This is a genomic window from Collinsella sp. CLA-ER-H9 (genome assembly GCF_040092295.1).
In the GTDB taxonomy this organism is placed as follows: Bacteria; Actinomycetota; Coriobacteriia; order Coriobacteriales; family Coriobacteriaceae; genus Collinsella.
In genome coordinates, this window is the sequence record NZ_JBBNLV010000010.1 from 1 (window position 1) to 17,340 (window position 17,340).

The 17,340-nt window shown below is 59.4% G+C and carries 14 protein-coding genes; all 14 read left to right on the forward strand.

The features are described from left to right. The first annotated feature begins 9 nt into the window (after nt 1-9). The 14 genes from AAAX73_RS06855 to murF all read left to right on the forward strand — a co-directional run bounded on the left by AAAX73_RS06855 (nt 10) and on the right by murF (nt 17,339). Nucleotides 10-120 carry an arginine deiminase family protein gene (locus AAAX73_RS06855; protein WP_349125493.1) on the forward strand — a complete coding sequence of 37 codons (111 nt, stop codon included), beginning with the start codon at nt 10-12 and terminating at the stop codon, nt 118-120. A gap of 258 nt (nt 121-378) precedes the next feature. Further along, nucleotides 379-1,503 carry an aminotransferase gene (locus AAAX73_RS06860; RefSeq protein ID WP_349125463.1) on the forward strand — a complete coding sequence of 375 codons (1,125 nt, stop codon included), beginning with the start codon at nt 379-381 and terminating at the stop codon, nt 1,501-1,503. A gap of 580 nt (nt 1,504-2,083) precedes the next feature. Continuing rightward, nucleotides 2,084-3,325 (forward strand): arginine deiminase, encoded by a 1,242-nt coding sequence (arcA, locus tag AAAX73_RS06865; RefSeq protein WP_055252566.1) that lies wholly within the window; start codon nt 2,084-2,086, stop codon nt 3,323-3,325. 106 nt (nt 3,326-3,431) lie between these two features. Beyond that, nucleotides 3,432-4,427, forward strand: coding sequence for an ornithine carbamoyltransferase (argF, locus tag AAAX73_RS06870; protein WP_006234279.1), 996 nt, complete (start codon nt 3,432-3,434; stop codon nt 4,425-4,427). A gap of 147 nt (nt 4,428-4,574) precedes the next feature. After that, nucleotides 4,575-6,053, forward strand: coding sequence for a YfcC family protein (locus tag AAAX73_RS06875; RefSeq protein WP_349125464.1), 1,479 nt, complete (start codon nt 4,575-4,577; stop codon nt 6,051-6,053). Between the two features lie 554 nt (nt 6,054-6,607). After that, nucleotides 6,608-8,089, forward strand: coding sequence for a DUF1846 domain-containing protein (locus tag AAAX73_RS06880; RefSeq protein ID WP_022094206.1), 1,482 nt, complete (start codon nt 6,608-6,610; stop codon nt 8,087-8,089). A 256-nt stretch (nt 8,090-8,345) separates the two neighbouring features. Then, nucleotides 8,346-8,681, forward strand: coding sequence for a hypothetical protein (locus AAAX73_RS06885; RefSeq protein WP_118080324.1), 336 nt, complete (start codon nt 8,346-8,348; stop codon nt 8,679-8,681). A gap of 177 nt (nt 8,682-8,858) precedes the next feature. Next, entirely contained in the window at nt 8,859-10,520 is a 1,662-nt protein-coding gene (locus tag AAAX73_RS06890) for a CTP synthase (RefSeq protein WP_118080326.1), read from the forward strand. A 50-nt stretch (nt 10,521-10,570) separates the two neighbouring features. Beyond that, nucleotides 10,571-11,464 carry a site-specific tyrosine recombinase XerD gene (gene xerD, locus AAAX73_RS06895; RefSeq protein WP_349125494.1) on the forward strand — a complete coding sequence of 298 codons (894 nt, stop codon included), beginning with the start codon at nt 10,571-10,573 and terminating at the stop codon, nt 11,462-11,464. A gap of 461 nt (nt 11,465-11,925) precedes the next feature. Beyond that, nucleotides 11,926-12,360, forward strand: a complete 435-nt coding sequence (locus tag AAAX73_RS06900) for a division/cell wall cluster transcriptional repressor MraZ (protein WP_006234269.1) — start codon at nt 11,926-11,928, stop codon at nt 12,358-12,360. Between the two features lie 20 nt (nt 12,361-12,380). Further along, nucleotides 12,381-13,346, forward strand: coding sequence for a 16S rRNA (cytosine(1402)-N(4))-methyltransferase RsmH (rsmH, locus tag AAAX73_RS06905; protein WP_349125465.1), 966 nt, complete (start codon nt 12,381-12,383; stop codon nt 13,344-13,346). Between the two features lie 90 nt (nt 13,347-13,436). After that, nucleotides 13,437-13,907, forward strand: a complete 471-nt coding sequence (locus tag AAAX73_RS06910) for a hypothetical protein (RefSeq protein WP_349125466.1) — start codon at nt 13,437-13,439, stop codon at nt 13,905-13,907. A gap of 261 nt (nt 13,908-14,168) precedes the next feature. Continuing rightward, on the forward strand, nt 14,169-15,791 hold the full coding sequence (locus AAAX73_RS06915) for a penicillin-binding protein 2 (RefSeq protein WP_349125467.1): 1,623 nt from the start codon (nt 14,169-14,171) through the stop codon (nt 15,789-15,791). 123 nt (nt 15,792-15,914) lie between these two features. Further along, a complete protein-coding gene (gene murF, locus AAAX73_RS06920; RefSeq protein WP_118080335.1) occupies nt 15,915-17,339 on the forward strand; it encodes a UDP-N-acetylmuramoyl-tripeptide--D-alanyl-D-alanine ligase in 1,425 nt (474 codons plus the stop codon). The last annotated feature ends 1 nt before the right edge of the window (nt 17,340 follow it).

The window sequence follows — 17,340 nt, forward strand, 5'->3', positions numbered from 1 at the left end:
ACCAACGACGTGCTGTACAAGGAGGGCCTGGACCTTCTCGTCGTGCCCTCCGCCGAGCTCTCCCGCGGCCGCGGCGGCCCCCGCTGCATGAGCATGCCCTTCTGGCGCGAGGACCTCTAAGGTTTTCATAGACCGTACGGGTCTTAATACAAACATCTAGCTGCCATTAGATGTCTCCCAATGGGGCGGTGCGGGTTTTTCGCACCGCCCCATTCTTGTCTAATAAGTTAAATTAGCATCAGATAAGGTGTCCATTATGTCTAGAGGCGGTCACGTTGATACCCCAACGGTGTCGGCTTCTTTGTCTTTTGGGCATCATCTCGATTCCCATGACCTTTGCCGGCATCATCCCCGTGTTCTAGCGATTGGAGCTTAGTCATGGATATCAAGACAATTGGCGTTGAGGAATGGCTCAACGTTTGGGAGAAGAGCGCTACGTGGGACATTGCCCAGTCGACGATTTCGTCGCTGACCATGGGCGAGCTTCGCGCGCTCGACGAGCAGGACGGCGCTACGTTCTACGAGCGTCTGGATCGCGAGAAGATGAACTACGGCTGGATCGAGGGTTCGCCGGAGTTTAAGGCCGAGGTCGCCAAGCTGTATCGTCGCGAGGTCAATCCCGATCACATTCTGCAAACCAATGGTTGCACGGGCGCCAACCTCAACGCCATCATGGCTGTTGTCGAGCCCGGCGATCATGTGATTGCCGAGTGGCCTACCTATGCGCCGCTCTATGAGATTCCGCGTACGCTTGGTGCCGAGGTCGAGTATTGGGAGCTTGGCGAGGAGCTCGGATGGAAACCCGATATCGAACAACTCAAGCGCCTCGTTCGCCCTAACACGAAGCTCATCTGCATCAATAACGCATCGAACCCCATCGGTACGGTGCTAAATGCCGATATGCTCGGCCAGATTGCCGAGATTGCCCGTTCGGTGGGCGCCTACGTGCTGTGCGACGAGGTGTATCTGCCGCTCGAGAACACCGAGTCCTTTATGTCGATGGCAGACGTGTACGAGAGGGCCATTGTCACCAATTCGGTGTCCAAGACCTATTCGACGCCTGCAGCCCGCGTGGGCTGGGTCGTTGCGGATGAAGAGGTGTCCAACCGCATCCGCACCTACCGCGACTACACCATGATCTGCGGTGGCGTGTTTAACGATGCTTTGGCGACCTACGTGCTCGAGCACAAGGACAAGATTCTCGAGCGCAACCGCAAGATCGTGTTTGGTAACCGCGATATCGTACAGGCTTGGATCGATACGCAGCAGCGTGTCTCCTGGACGGCCCCGCAGGGCGTGTCAACCTCGTTTATCCAGATGGATATTCCCGAGGATGACGAGGAGTTCTGCAAGCACCTGCTGGCTGATAGGGGAGTGCTGTTGGTCCCCGGTAGCCGTTTTGAGCTTCCCTGCGGAGCGCGCCTGGGCTACTGCGCGAGCGAAGATGTTCTTCGCGAGGGCCTGAGGCTTCTGGGCGAGGCACTGGCCGAGCTCGATCGCTAGTCCCTTGAGGTTCTCGAAGGCCTAAACCTTGCTGGACCCTAGGTGTACCGAATGCAGACCCGCTCCCTTTTGGGGAACGGGTCTGTTTGTCTTTGCTGCCGAAAAAGTCAAGTTGTTACAAATGGAGACGCAAGATCGATCGGGTATTCGATGGGCCTTATACTGAGCTTCCGGTGAACGGTATCCAACGTCTGGTAAACGGTAATCTGTTTGTCAAAAATGAATAGGACGCACTTTTTTCTGAATAAAAATCAAAATGGTTGAGACACAGCGAGAATTGCGAATTCTATTCATATCGTTGCTTGAAATATGCAATTTGAGGGTGGTTTAACAAAGATTAGTTTCAATTGATTTATCGGTTAAAAAAGCGTTTAAGCACGTAAATAAACTTTATTAAATCAAAGTGTGCCATGCGTGAAGTATATGTGTATGCCGTTCACCCCTCATATAAAACCGTTCGGGGGCAAGGTGGAAGTATGGACTGATTTTGGATATAAATATGTCGTCAGCAATAACGCCTCACACGGAGGGGCGCTAACGAATCGGCCCTGACAGGGGCCCGAAAGAAAGGTAGGAGGCCATGACGAAAGGTCTGCACGTGCCTTCCGAGATCGGCAAGCTCAGGAAGGTCTGCCTGCACCGTCCCGGCGACGAGCTCCTCAACCTGCCGCCCGACGAGCTCGAGCGACTCCTGTTCGACGACGTCCCGTTCCTGGAGGTCGCACAGCAGGAGCACGACACCTTCGCCCAGATCCTGAGGGACCAGGGCGTCGAGGTGCTCTACCTCGAGAACCTCGTCGCCGAGGTGTTCGACCAGGTCCCCGGCGCCCGCGCCGAGTTCACCGACCAGTACATCGCCGAGGCCGGCATCCGCGGCCAGCACATGCCGCAGATCGTCCGCGAGAAGCTGGACTCCATCGAGGACAACCTCGAGTTCGTCAAGAAGACCATGGCCGGCATGACCAAGGCCGAGATCGACATGCCCCTCACGGCGTCCACGACCCTCGACTCCCTGGTCAACTCCGAGTCCGAGTCCGACCTGATCATCGACCCGATGCCCAACCTCTACTTCACCCGCGACCCGTTCGCGGTCGTCGGCGAGGGCGTCAACCTCAACCGCATGTACTCGGTCACCCGCAACCGCGAGACCCTGTACGGCAAGTACATCTTCAAGTACCACCCCGACTACAAGGACGTCTCCCTGTACTTCCGCCGCGACTGCCAGTTCCACACCGAGGGCGGCGACGTGCTGAACATCAACGAGAAGACCCTCGCCGTCGGCATCTCCCAGCGCACCCAGGCCGCCGCTATCGACATCATGGCCCAGAACATCTTCTGGAACTCCGACTCCAAGGTCGAGCGCATCCTGGCCTTCGACATCCCGGTCTCGCGCGCCTTCATGCACCTCGACACGGTCTTCACCCAGATCGACGTCGATAAGTTCACGATCCACCCCGCCATCATGGGCACCCTGCGCGTCTACGAGCTGACCGCCGGCAAGAACCCGGGCGACGTGAACATCCGCCTGATCGAGGACACCCTCGAGCACGTCCTGGAGGACGCTACCGGCGTCGACCAGGTCAAGCTGATCCCCTGCGGCGGCGGCGACCCGATCGCGGCCTCCCGCGAGCAGTGGAACGACGGCTCCAACACCCTGTGCGTCGAGCCCGGCAAGATCTGCGTCTACGCCCGCAACACCGTCACCAACGACGTGCTGTACAAGGAGGGCCTGGACCTTCTCGTCGTGCCCTCCGCCGAGCTCTCCCGCGGCCGCGGCGGCCCCCGCTGCATGAGCATGCCCTTCTGGCGCGAGGACCTCTAAGGTTTTCCGTTTCCGGTGCGGTCCCCCTACAACCGCACCGGTTTCGCCCGTCAAACGGGCAACACTAATTACTTACGTAATTCATTTCTTCGAAAGGAAACGAACCATGGGTGTTAACCTCTCCGGCCGTAGCTTCCTCAAGCTCCTCGACCTCACCACCGAGGAGATCGAGTACCTGCTCAAGCTCTCCAAGAACTTCAAGGACATGAAGCGCGCTGGCGTTCCGCATCGCTATCTCGAGGGCAAGAACATCGTTCTGCTCTTCCAGAAGACCTCCACTCGTACCCGCTGCGCCTTCGAGGTCGGCGGCATGGATCTGGGCATGGGCGTCACCTACCTCGATCCTGGTTCGTCGCAGATGGGCAAGAAGGAGTCCATCGAGGACACCGCTCGCGTTCTCGGCCGCATGTATGACGGCATCGAGTTCCGCGGCTTTGCCCAGGACGACGTCGAGGAGCTCGCTGCTAAGTCCGGCGTGCCCGTGTGGAACGGCCTGACTACTGAGTGGCATCCCACCCAGATGCTCGCCGACATCCTGACCGTCCAGGAGAACTTCAACTACGACATCAAGGGCAAGACCCTCGTCTTCATGGGCGACTGCAAGAACAACGTCGCTCGCTCCCTCATGGTCGTCTGCTCCAAGCTCGGCATGAACTTCGTGGCCTGCGGCCCCGAGGAGTGCATGCCCGCTGACGACGTTATCGAGGCCTGCAAGCCCATCGCCGAGGCCAACGGCTGCACCATCAAGCTGACCACCGACGTCAAGGACGGCGTCACCGGTGCCGACGTTATCTACACCGACGTTTGGGTCTCCATGGGCGAGCCCGACGAGGTCTGGGCCGAGCGCATCGCTCAGCTCACCCCGTATCGTGTCACCTCCGAGGTCATGGCTATGGCCAACCCGGGTGCCATCTTCCTGCACTGCCTGCCCAGCTTCCACGACACCAACACCACGATTGGCGCCGAGAAGTGCGAGCAGTTCGGCATCACCGAGCAGGAGGTCACCGACGAGGTCTTCGAGAGCCCCGCTTCCAAGGTCTTCGACGAGGCCGAGAACCGCATGCACACCATCAAGGCTGTCATGTACGCTACGCTCAAGTAAGAGCTTCTAGCATCTCGCTCGGGGTGCATTGCTGCGCACCCCGAGCGCTTTTGTATGGTAAAAATCTCGCACTGAGCGACATGCACGGCACGGAAGAGCCGCTTCGGGCGAGATCAGTAATTGATTTATGAAGGGGGGATGAGAACTATGACTGAGACCGCTAAGAAAAAGCGCGGTATGCCTTCATCGTTCACCATTCTTCTTGCTCTGCTGGCAATCGTCGCGGTTGTTACCGTTATCGTCTCCGGTACGTCCGGTGGCGAGGTTACCGCTGCCCGCCTGAGCGATTTCTGCACCGCCCCGGTTAAGGGCTTCGCTGATGCTCTGCCCGTCTGCCTCTTCGTTATGATCCTCGGCGGCTTCCTCGGCATGATGACCGAGACCGGCGCCCTGGACAACGGCATTGCCGTTCTGGTGCAGAAGCTTAAGGGCAACGAGATCATGCTCATTCCCGTGCTGATGCTCATCTTCTCCCTCGGTGGTACCACCTATGGTATGTGCGAGGAGACCGTTCCCTTCTACGCCCTGCTTGCCGCTACCATGATGGCCGCTGGCTTCGACCCTATGGTCGGTGCTGCCACCGTCCTGCTCGGCGCTGGCTGCGGCTGCCTGGGCTCCACGGTTAACCCGTTCGCCGTCGGCGCTGCCGTCGACGCTCTGACCGGTGTTGGCATTGAGGTCAACCAGTCCATCATCATCGGCCTCGGTGCCGTCCTGTGGATTGTTACCACTGCCATGTCCATCTTCTTCGTCATGAGCTATGCCAAGAAGGTCAAGGCTGACAAGGGTTCCACCATCCTTTCGATGCAGGAGCTCAAGGACGCCGAAGAGGCTCACGGCAAGGCTGCTTCCGAGGTCAACAAGGAGGTCAAGCTCACCGGTCGTCAGAAGGGTGTTCTGATCGCCTTTGCCTTCACCTTCGTCGTCATGATCGTCGGCTTCATCCCGCTGGCCGACCTCAACGAGGGCGTCGCCAACTTCTTTGACGCTGGCGCTGTCTACGACGCCGACGGTAACGCCGTCGTCCAGGGCTGGTCTGCCCTGATCACCGGCCTGCCCATTGGCCAGTGGTACTTCGACGAGGCTTCCACCTGGTTCTTCCTCATGGCTATCCTGATCGGTATCATCGGTGGCCTGTCCGAGAAGCAGATCGTCAACACCTTCATCACCGGCGCTGCCGACATGATGTCCGTTGTCCTCGTCATCGCCCTCGCCCGTGGTATCTCCGTCCTCATGGCTAGCACCGGCCTCGACGTCTACGTCCTCGACGCTGCCGCCAATGCTCTGGCTGGCCTGTCCGGCGTGATCTTCGCTCCCATGAGCTTCCTGGTCTACTTCGGCCTGTCCTTCCTGATCCCCTCGACCTCCGGTATGGCTACTGTCTCCATGCCCATTATGGGACCGCTGGCTGTTAAGCTCGGCTTCTCGCCCGAGGTCATGGTCATGATCTTCTCCGCCGCCATCGGTGTCGTGAACCTGTTCACCCCGACCTCCGGCGCCATCATGGGCGGTCTTGCTTTGGCCAAGATCGAGTGGACGACCTGGCTCAAGTTTGCGCTTAAGCTCATCGTCGCTCTCTCCGTCGTCTGCGCCGTCATCCTGACCGTCGCTTGCGTGATGCTCTAAGTACCCCTTGGGTACCCCACGGAAACCATGACGATCCTGTAAAGGATCACCTGGTCATCGTCTGTCCGGTGGGGTAACCCCACCGGTAGACTCCTACCTTTAGCCCCCTCCCGTTCCGTGCGCGGGAGGGGGCGCTCTTGTGTTCCGGCGTTTTACCAAACGCCGGAACCACTCGACGCTGCAAACCCGCCAGAGCGGCAATCTGACGTTCAATCGTCGGGCATGGCCAAAAGGCCTATGCCCTCCTCTTTCACGTCACCTTGCTCGCTCTGACGGGCTTTCGCTGACTTATGCTCCACCTGCGACGTTCCCCTTGTTGGTGCAGGGGGAAGCTTGCTCGCTCTGGTGCCCGTTCGCTGGCTTCAGCTCTGCCTGCGACGTTTTCATTGTTGGTGCTGAGTGACTTGTTCCCCGTTCCAAACGAGCTGCCCCGGGTCCCCGGTGGTTGTGGTGAGCGTGTTTGGTTGGTGCCTGTTGATGGTCTGGGTATCGGGGAGGGCGGGCTCCGTTATAATCGCCTAGGACATTAAATGGAAACGGGACGGGAGCCACACATGCGCCAGGGTTTCGACAATGCGAAGTACATCGAGCTGCAGGCTGCTCACATTAAGGAGCGCATCTCGCAGTTTGGTGGCAAGCTCTATTTGGAGTTTGGCGGCAAGCTGTTTGACGACTATCATGCGAGTCGCGTGCTGCCGGGTTTTGAGCCGGACAGCAAGTTCCGCATGCTCAAGAGCATTGCCGACGACGTCGAGGTCATCATCGCAATCAATGCAAACCATATCGAGAAGAACAAGGCCCGTGGCGACCTGGGCATTACCTATGACGAGGACGTCTTGCGCCTGGTCGACCTGTTCCGCGGCAACGGTTTTGCTGTCGCGGCCGTGGTTATCACGCAGTATGCCGGTCAGCCCGCTGCCGACGTCTTCCGCAATCGTCTGAATGCACTCGGCATTCCCGCCAAGCTGCACTATCCCATTGAGGGCTATCCGCACGACGTCGATCTGATCGTTTCTGACGAAGGCTACGGCAAGAACGAGTTCGTCGAGACCACGCGTCCGCTCGTTGTCGTGACGGCGCCCGGCCCTGGCTCGGGCAAGCTCGCCACCTGCCTCTCACAGCTGTATCACGAGCATAAGCACGGCACCGCCGCCGGTTATGCCAAGTTTGAGACCTTCCCGGTCTGGAATCTTCCTCTGACGCATCCGGTCAATATTGCCTACGAGGCCGCCACGGCGGACCTCGACGATGCCAACATCATCGATTCCTTTCACCTTGAGGCCTACAACAAGACCACGGTCAACTACAACCGCGACGTCGAGGCCTTCCCGGTGGTCCGTGCCCTGATGGAAAAGATCCTAGGCAAGAGCCCCTACCAGAGTCCCACGGACATGGGCGTCAATATGGTCGGCTTTGCCATCACCGATGACGATGCCTGCCGCGACGCTTCCAAGATGGAGATCGTCCGCCGCTACTTTACCGCGGTCGAAAATGTGCGCCGTACCGGCGTGGGCGATGAGCAAGTCGACCGTCTCAAGATTATTATGAAGAAGGCCGGCATCGATAAGAACTACTCACCGGCGCGCTCGGCGGCCTTAACCAGGGAGCAACTGACGGGTGGTCCCGTGGGCGCCATGGTCATGCCGGACGGTTCCGTGGTGACCGGTAAGACCTCCACGCGCCTGGGCGCCGCAAGTTCGCTCATTATGAACGCTCTCAAGCATGTTTCGGGCGTCGACCTTGAGCTTGAAGTCATCAGCGACGAGGCGATCGAGCCCATCAGCAAGCTCAAGACGCATTTCCTGGGCAGCAAAAACCCGCGCCTTCACACCGACGAGACGCTTATGGCGCTGTCGATCACCTCGGCTACGAGCGAGACGGCCGCTCGTGTCCTTTCGGGCCTGGAGCAGCTGCGCGGTTGCGATGCCTTCTTTAGCGTGATTATCTCGCCGACGGACGAGACGGTGTTGCGTAAACTGGGCATCAACGTGTGCTGCGAGCCCAAGTTTGAGCGTCGTGGTTTCTTCCATCGCTAAGTTTGAAGTACCGCGGTAATTGCATCGCCTTTTGGCCGTATCGGGTTAGCGCCCGGTACGGCTTTTTGATCAATAAAGCGTCTATTTCGGCGAAAAATAGCCGTTTACCTGCCTAAAAACAATTTGGGCGGTATACAATAATCGTAACTGTTTCATCCTTAGCGGGATGCCGCATGATGGATATTACCTGCCATCGTGAGGTGTGTCGGTCGTGCACGGCGCGCTGGATGCTCGTGCTCGGTTAGAGGAGGCTGCCATGGCGGGCAAGGGTCGTGCGAGTGTCAACGATATGAAGCGTGTCGAAGTGCTGGTGTTGATGGAGATTGCCCAGCAATCCGAAAGTGGCGGGACATATGGCTTCTCGCGCAAAACGCTTGCGGAGCACGTTGGGGTGTCTCCGTATCGAGCCCGCGCCGCAATTGAGCGCTTGGATTCTGACGGTTTGATCGAGGTCGTTTCGCGTTATAGCGAGGATGGCGGCCAGCTTGCAAATGGTATTTGCCTTACCGAGCGTGGCGGGTGGTATCTGAAAGGCATCCGCGCGGGTATGCTCGTTCGGGATATGCTCAGGGACGAGCTTGCCGATCGGTAGCGATCTGCCGCCTAAGTTGTTGCTACGCCGCTCGGGTCCCGGGCGGCGTTTTGTTTCGAGATGGAGAAATGCAAGCACTTTGGTGAAAAATGGCGAACTGCTTCTTTCTCGAGTATTACAATGAAGACCCGTAAGATGTGTATGGACAACTTCTACGGGAAGCGCAGGTAATTCAATATGACTAAGCATGTGTTTGTGACCGGCGGCGTGGTTTCGTCTTTGGGCAAGGGCATTACCGCGGCATCGCTGGGCCGTTTGCTCAAGTCGCGCGGCTACAAGGTGACGATGCAGAAGGCCGACCCGTATCTGAACGTCGACCCCGGTACCATGAGCCCGTTCCAGCACGGTGAGGTCTTTGTGACCGAGGACGGCTACGAGTCCGATCTGGACCTGGGCCACTACGAGCGTTTTATTGACGAGAACCTGACCCGCGATTCTAACTTTACGACGGGCGCCATTTACAAGAGCCTGATTGCCCGCGAGCGTCGCGGTGACTTTTTGGGCGGTACCGTCCAGGTGATCCCGCATGTCACCAATGCTATCAAGGACAAATTCCGCCGCATTGAGGAGCAGACTGGCTCCGACGTTGTCATTACCGAGCTGGGTGGCACGATCGGCGACATCGAGTCGCAGCCGTTCGTGGAGGCTATCCGCCAGTACCGCAAGGAGGCCGGTCCCGAGAACGTCTGCTACATCCACGTATCGCTCGTTCCCTATATCGCCGCCGCCCACGAGGTTAAGACCAAGCCCACGCAGCACTCCGTCAAGGAGCTGCGCAGCTTTGGTATCCAGCCGGACATCATTGTGCTGCGCTCCGATCACCATATTGATGACGCTATCCGCGGCAAGATCGCGAGTTTCTGCGACGTCGACACCGACTGTGTCTTTACCAACGAGGATTGCGCGAGCATTTACGACGTGCCGCAGCTGCTCGCGGAGCAGGACTTTGACCTGCGCATTTGCGAGCGCCTTGGCCTCGATCCGCGCGAGCGCGATATGAGCGCATGGAATGAGTTCCTGCGCAAGCAAAACCATGCCAACCATCACGCCGATAAGGTTAAGGTTGCCGTTGTGGGAAAGTACACCCAGCTTCCCGATGCATATCTGTCGGTTATCGAGGCCCTGCATCACGCGGGCGTTTTCTACGATCGTCACGTAGATGTGCAGCTGGTCGATGGTGAGAGCCTCGATGCCGAAAACGTCAATGAGGTTCTGGGCGACGCATCGGGCATCCTGGTTCCCGGCGGCTTTGGCAAGCGCGCCCTGGAGGGCAAGATCCTTGCTGCCGAGTTTGCTCGCGAGCACAAGATTCCGTATCTGGGCATTTGCCTGGGTATGCAGGTTGCCGTGTGCGAGTTCGCCCGCAACGTTGTCGGCCTTGCCGGTGCCAGCTCCTCCGAGTTTGATCCGGACGGTCCGTTTAGCGTAATCGACCTGATGAGCTCGCAGGAGGACGTGACCGAGAAGGGCGGCACCATGCGCCTGGGCGCCTATCCGTGCAAGCTCGCTGCCGATACCCTCGCGCGTGAGGCGTATGGCGAGGAGCTTGTCTACGAGCGCCACCGTCACCGTTTTGAGTTCAACAATGCCTTCCGCGATCAGCTCGAGGACGCCGGTCTTGTCATCTCGGGTCTTTCGCCTGATGAGCGTCTGGTCGAGATGGTCGAGCTGCCGCGCGATGTGCACCCGTGGTTCGTGGCCACCCAGGCTCACCCCGAGTTTAAGAGCCGCCCCACCAATCCTCAGCCGCTATTCCGAGAGTTCGTGCGTGCCTCGATTGGCCAGCATGAGGGCGTCGATCGCCTGCAGGTGACGCCCATGAATCGTTCGACGGACTAAGGTTGCCGGCGAACCGGGAACATATCGGAGAAGCTCCTTCGCCGCTCGCTGTGGCGGCGGGGGAGTTTCTTGATTACCTTGCAGTCGAGCGGGGCTTGGCGCGTAACACGATTGCCGCCTATCGCCGAGACCTGACGACCTACTGTGCCTATCTGGAGCGGACGGGCATTGCGTCCTTTGAGGACGTGAGTCGGCGGGTCATTGAGGACTTTATCGCCGATCGGCGCGATGGGGGCTATTCCGATGCCTCGGTGGAGCGCGCGCTCGCTGCCGTCAAAGGCCTGCATGCCTTTTTGGTGCGCGATGGGGCCGTGACCCAAAATCCTACGGCGGCGTTGCGTTTGCCAAAAAAGGCCGAGCGCCTGCCGGAGTGCCTTTCGGTGGAGGATGTTTCGGCATTGCTCGACCAGGATTTTCCGGATGGTGAGATGGGTCTGCGCGATCGCGCTATCTTGGAAGTGCTGTATGGGTGCGGCCTGCGCGTGAGCGAGCTGGTGGGGCTCGATGTGAGTGATATCCATGCCGATGACGGCTTTGTGCTGGTTCGCGGCAAGGGCTCCAAGGAGCGTCTGGTCCCTTTGGTGGGAAGCGCGGCGCGTGCCCTGACGCACTATATATGTGATGGGCGCCGACTTCTGGCGGCTCATGCTCGTGGGACAGAGACGCCGGCGGTCTTTTTAAACAAGAACGGCGGGCGTCTGTCGCGTCAGGGTGTTCACGTCATATGCGAGCGCTACGGACGCCAGGTGGGGTTGGTGGGACTCCATCCGCACACGTTGCGCCATTCCTTTGCCACCCATATGCTCGCGGGCGGCGCGGACCTTCGCGTGCTGCAGGAGATCTTGGGACACGCCGATATATCGACGACGCAGGTCTACACGCATGTCGATCGTACGCAGCTGACTGAGGTTTACCTGGCGGCCCACCCGCTGGCACATCGCTAATACGCTGCTGAGCTGCGATTACATGCTATCCGAGGACGGACCCCCGATTGCTGGAACGTGCTGTTGCGCACGTTTTGGCAATCGGGGGTCCGTCCCATTTTGCGCCACCGGCCAATGGCGCGGCGGGGTGCACATGCCGCGCGTGGGAGAGTTTGGGGGCGATGTGAACGGGATGTAAAGGGACGTAAAAATCGCCTCAAGGTCAACTTGAAGGTTGAGGTTGAAAGGCGGGGTGCTACAGGTGGCATCCCGCCTTTGCGTTAAACACAACATATTGTGTTTTCGAACATATGCTCGGGGGTGGCGCCCAATAGTTAGGGGGTGGAGTGGTGGGGTAGGGTGGGGGAAGGGGTGGGGAAAGGTGTTGAAAAATGGGGCAGTTCCCCATATTATTAATGACGTCGACAGGCGGGGTGGTTCCCCGCGTACGTGCCATCTGAGTAACCGAGGGGAGGGCGCACATGGGAATGACTGGTGCATACGAGCGCAATCTCGATGCAAAAGGTCGTCTGTCCCTGCCTGCACCCCTTCGCGAGGAACTTGGAGAGCACGTTCGCGTGTTCAAAGCCTTGGATGTCGATGCTCTGTACGTGTTCTCTGCCGAGGCCTTCGATAAGTGGGTCGAAGGACTCTTCGCGGGTCGTGAGGGCCACGAGGGTTTTAACCCGCGTGACATCAACGACCAGAAGCTCATGAGGGCGATCAACAAGCGCACCACGTCGATGGATGTGGACAGCGCCGGTCGTATCGGTCTTTCTGAGTCTCTCCGCAAGCAGGCGAACCTTGACCGCGAGGTCACGGTTGTGGGCAACTACGACCACCTTGAGGTTTGGGACCGCGCCGCGGCCGATGAGGACGATGACGACGAGGCTCTGCTTGACCTCTTCTTCTCGTAAGGGCAAGGCACGAGTAACGGATGGAGCGTGGGATCTTGACACAAGAATATCGGCATGAACCTGTCATGCTCGGCGAAGTGCTTGAGTCGCTGCAGCTCAAGAGCGGCTCCGTTGTCTGCGATTGCACCCTTGGCGGTGCCGGTCATTCGGTAAAGATGGCCGCGCAGGTGGGGGAGACGGGCCTTTTGCTCGGCGTCGATCAGGACGACATGGCCCTCGAGGCCGCTGGCGCCCGTCTGGACCGCGAGGTTCCCGGCGTCCCGCACCAGCTGCTGAAGGGCAACTTCGGCGACTTGGACGAGCTGCTTTGCTCGGCCGAGGTGCCCGGGGTCGATGGCTTCCTGTTTGACTTGGGCGTTTCGTCACCGCAACTCGATATCCCTGGCAGGGGCTTTTCGTATAACGAAGATGCCCCATTGGACATGCGGATGGATCCGGGTAACAACACCCTAAACGCAGCTGAGGTCATCAACACCTATAACGAACACGACCTCGCCCGGATTCTACGCGTCTATGGCGAAGAGAAGTTCGCCTCGCAGATTGCGCGCGAGATCGTGTGCCGTCGCGAGCAAGAACCGATCGAAACCACCGGTCAATTTGTCGAGATCATCAAGGCTGGCATTCCGGCTGCCGCTCGTCGGCATGGTGGACACCCGGCCAAGAAGAGCTTCCAGGCCATTCGCATCGAGGTCAACCACGAGCTCGATGTGCTCGAGAGGGGGCTTGACGCCGCCACCAGGTGGCTCAACCCGGGCGGACGCATCTGCGTCATCTCGTATCACTCGCTCGAGGACCGTATCGTAAAGAACCACTTTAAGGAGATGAGCCAGGGGTGCACGTGTCCGCCGGAGATTCCGGTGTGCGTGTGCGGCAACGTGCCGATACTCAAGGTCATCACCCGCAAACCCTTGGTTGCCCAACCCGATGAGGTCGCGCGCAACCCTCGGGCGAGATCAGCCAAAATCCGCGTGGCGCAGCGCCTGTAGGCGCGACCGCGCGAAATTGGACCTCCCGCTCGCACCATAAACGAAGCTTAAACACACTACCAACGTACTCGGGATGGGAGGCGGCATATCATGGGCTATAACACCTCAAACGCAGCACTCGCCTATGATATGAACGCCATGCCCGCCTACCGCGAGGCACCGCAGGCGCCCGTTGCCCCTCGTGAGCAACGCACGCCGCGTTTTGATGTCTACACGGGCGCGGGCCGTCAGGCAAACCAGGCGGTAAGCCCGGTTTTCATGAGCGTTCTTAAAACGGTTTGCATCATTGCGGCTGTCTTCATGACGATCGGTGTCGCGCGCGTGGCGCTTGCCGGTGTTACGGCCCAGGTGCTTAACGGCAACGCAGGGCTTACCAACACGCTCGAGAAGGCGACCGACGAGAGTTCTAACCTTGAGGTCATGCATTCGGTCTATGGTGCCGACACGCGTATTCGCGATCTTGCGGGCGCCTATGGCATGGTGGAGCCCAGCGAGAGCGTTACGCTTGACTTTTCGCAGGATGCAGCCGCGGGCGCTAGCTCGACTGCGGCCGCTCAGTAAATAAGACGGTAGCTGAGTATGACAAATGACTATCGCCGCGGTTCCGACGGGGACCACGGGTCTGGACGTCCCTCCTCGCGGGGACGTTCTGGTTATCAAGGAACGGGTCGGCCATCTTACAACGCGGGGCCGTCCTATGGCAACGACCCTGCGTCGCGTCTTCGTGGTTCGGGCGGACCTCGGGTGCGCAATACGGGCGCGCGCAAGGGGTCGTCGTCTGAATGGGTTACGGGAACGCCGCTGCCTCGCCGCGATGTCGTTATGGGCTGTATCGGGGTTGGCCTTGCCGCGGGCGTCTTCCGTCTTGCCGAATACCAGATCGTGAATGCTGACAAGCTGCGCGAGCGCGCGGACGCGCGGCGTCTGCTTTCACAGACGCTCTATGCCAAACGTGGCACTATCTACGACCGCAACGGCAACGTGCTGACGTCGTCAGTCGAATGCCGCAATGTCGCCGTGAACCCTCAGCTTGTCGAGGACGTCGACAAGACGGTCTCGGCGCTGGTCAAGGCCACCGGTATCGATAAAAAGACCTGTCGCAAGCTGGTACTGTCTGATGGTTCCTGGGTGTATATCAAGCGCCAGGTCGACGAGGATGACGCTGCCGCCCTGGAAAAGAAGAATCTACCCGGCGTGCTCTTTGAGCAGGCGATGAAGCGGGTTTACCCGTATGGAAACCTGGCTTCTCAGGTGCTGGGCGTCGTGAACGTGGACAACGCTGGCCTGACTGGACTCGAAAAACAATACGATGAGCTTCTGACCGGAACGAATGGCTCTCTTGTGCGCGAGCGCGCAAGAGATGGCGGCTACATCGCGGGCGGTGCCTATAAAAAGGTTGCCGCGATTGATGGCGTGGATATCGTGACGACGATCGACGTCAACATTCAGCGCGCCGCGGAAGATGCCTTGGCCGAGGCGGTCGAGAAGACGAAGGCCAAAAACGGGTCGGCCCTGGTGACCGACCCGACGACTGGAGAGATCCTGGCCGCCTGCTCGTATCCGACCTACGACCAGACCAATTTGGAAAACGCCAAGACCGAGGACATGAACCTTCGTCTGGTGACGGATGCCTACGAGCCCGGCTCGGTCTTTAAGACGCTGGTTGCGGGCGCCGGATTTGATTTGGGCGTTGTGCGCCCGAGCACATCGTTTGAGGTTCCCGCGAGTATCAAGGTGGGCGACGATACCGTTACCGATGCCGACAAGCGTGACTACACCATGACAATGGACGTACGCGAGATGATGCGCCGTTCGTCCAATGTCGGTTTTGTCCTGGTGGGGCGCAAGATCGGTGCCGATGATTTTGCCACCTATGTGGACAAGTGGGGTATCGGTCATAGCTCCGGTGTCGATTTTCCGGGTGAGAGTCTGGGCATCGTCAAGGAGCGCGACCAGTACGATGGTGCCACCTTGGGTGCTATGAGCTTTGGCCAGGCGCTGTCCGTCTCGCCGATTGAGGTCGCACGTGCCGTGGGCGGCATCGCGAACGGCGGCGTGATGATGACTCCGCACTTCTATAAGTCGAGCAAGGGCGATGAAAAGGATTGGGGCGAGGGGGATCGCGCGATTTCCGAGGAGGCCGCCTCGCAGGTGACATCGTGTATGCAGACGGTCGTTGCCGAGGGAACGGGCGTTGGCGGCGCGGTGGACGGCTACGACGTGGCGGGCAAGACAGGTACGGCCGAGCGCGCCGATGAGAACGGCGGCTACCTCAAAGAGAACTACATGTCGTCTTTTATGGGGTTTGCCCCGGCGCAGTCGCCCAAGGTCCTGTGCTATATCACCCTTGACGGAACCCCGTCAGGCTCCGATGCCGCCGCAGTGCCGTTCCAGTCCATTATGGCCAGTGCGCTTGACGTGTTGGGTGTCCCGCGCACCAAGTAGGGGGTTACTATCTATGAAATGGCCAGTCGGTTAATCCGGGTTGTTCACACGCCCTGCACCACGCGTAGGCGGCGCTGGGATACAATACGCCGATAGCATTATTAGGTTTACAGGGGAGCTGCAATGATAGAGATCGCCGTCAACAATCTCGCGGCCGCAACAGGGGCCCGAACCGTGACGGGAGAAGCCGATCGGGTATGCCGCGGTTGCGTTATCGACTCGCGCCAGGTTGAGGAGGGCACGATATTCGTCGCCTTCCCGGGTGAAAAGGTCGACGGCAACGACTTTGCTTCCCGTGCCATCGAGTTGGGTGCCGGCGCCGTAGTGATGACGCGCGAGCCCGATGCCGAGCTGCTTTCGCTGGCCCATGAGAAGGGCTGCGCCATCCTGCATACCGATGACCCCGAGGAGTTTTTGCTGCGCCTGGCTCACGCTTATCGTTTGGAGCTTGGCTGCCTGGTAATTGGCATTACCGGCTCTATCGGCAAGACAACGACCAAGGACGTGCTCGCCGCGGTGCTCGCCAAGCGCTATCGCGTTTGGGCAACCAAGGGTAACTACAACAACCTGATCGGTATGCCGCTCACGGTGCTGGCGGCCCCTGCCGACACCGAGGTTCTGGTGCTCGAGATGGGCATGAACCATTTCCACGAGATTGAGCGCATGTCTCAGTCCGCCAATCCCAACCTTGCCATTGTGACCAAGATCGGCACCTCCCATATCGGTATTCTGGGCAGTCGCGAGAATATCGCTCGTGCCAAATCCGAGATTGTTGGCGGCATGTGCGCCGCCGGAGACCTTCTCCCGTTGCTGGTTTTGGGTGGTGAGGACGACTTTACTCCGTTCATCCGCGACACCTTTGCCGCGCCTGCGGGCGTCGACGTGATGCTTGCGGGCGTCTCGGACGACGATGAGGTCCGTGCGTGCGACATTCGCATTGATGACGAGGGGCGCCCGGTCTTTACGCTCGATTTTGGCTTGGGCGAGACTATCGACACACTGCTTGCCATTCCCGGCGCGCAGTCCGTTCCCAATGCCGTTAAGGCCGCGGCGGTTGCCTATCGTCTTGGCGTGACGCCCGAGCAGATCGATGCCGCCTTTAGGGGTCTTACGATTACCGGGCATCGCCAGGAAATCAAGCGCGCCAAGAGCGGCGCTCGCGTCATCGACGACTCATATAACGCCAGTGCCGAATCGATGGCAGCCGGCCTCGACCTGCTGTGTTCGCTTTCGTGCACGGGTTCGCGCATGGCGGTTCTGGGCGAGATGGGCGAGATGGGCGACGAGGCTCCTCGCATGCATGAGCTGGTGGGCGCCTATGCGGCGGCCAAGAAGCTCGATATGCTCGCATGTGTCGGCGGTGAGCTTGCCCAGCGTATGGCCGAGGCCGCGCGCATGATGGGTATGGATGAGGACCGCATTCAGGTGTTCTCCGACTATCAGCAGGTGCTCGACCGTATGGGCGGCGCTCTTGAGCAGCATGATGTCGTGCTGGTCAAGGGCTCACGCTTCGTTGAGCTCGATCGCTTTGTGGAAGGTGTGTGCTAGT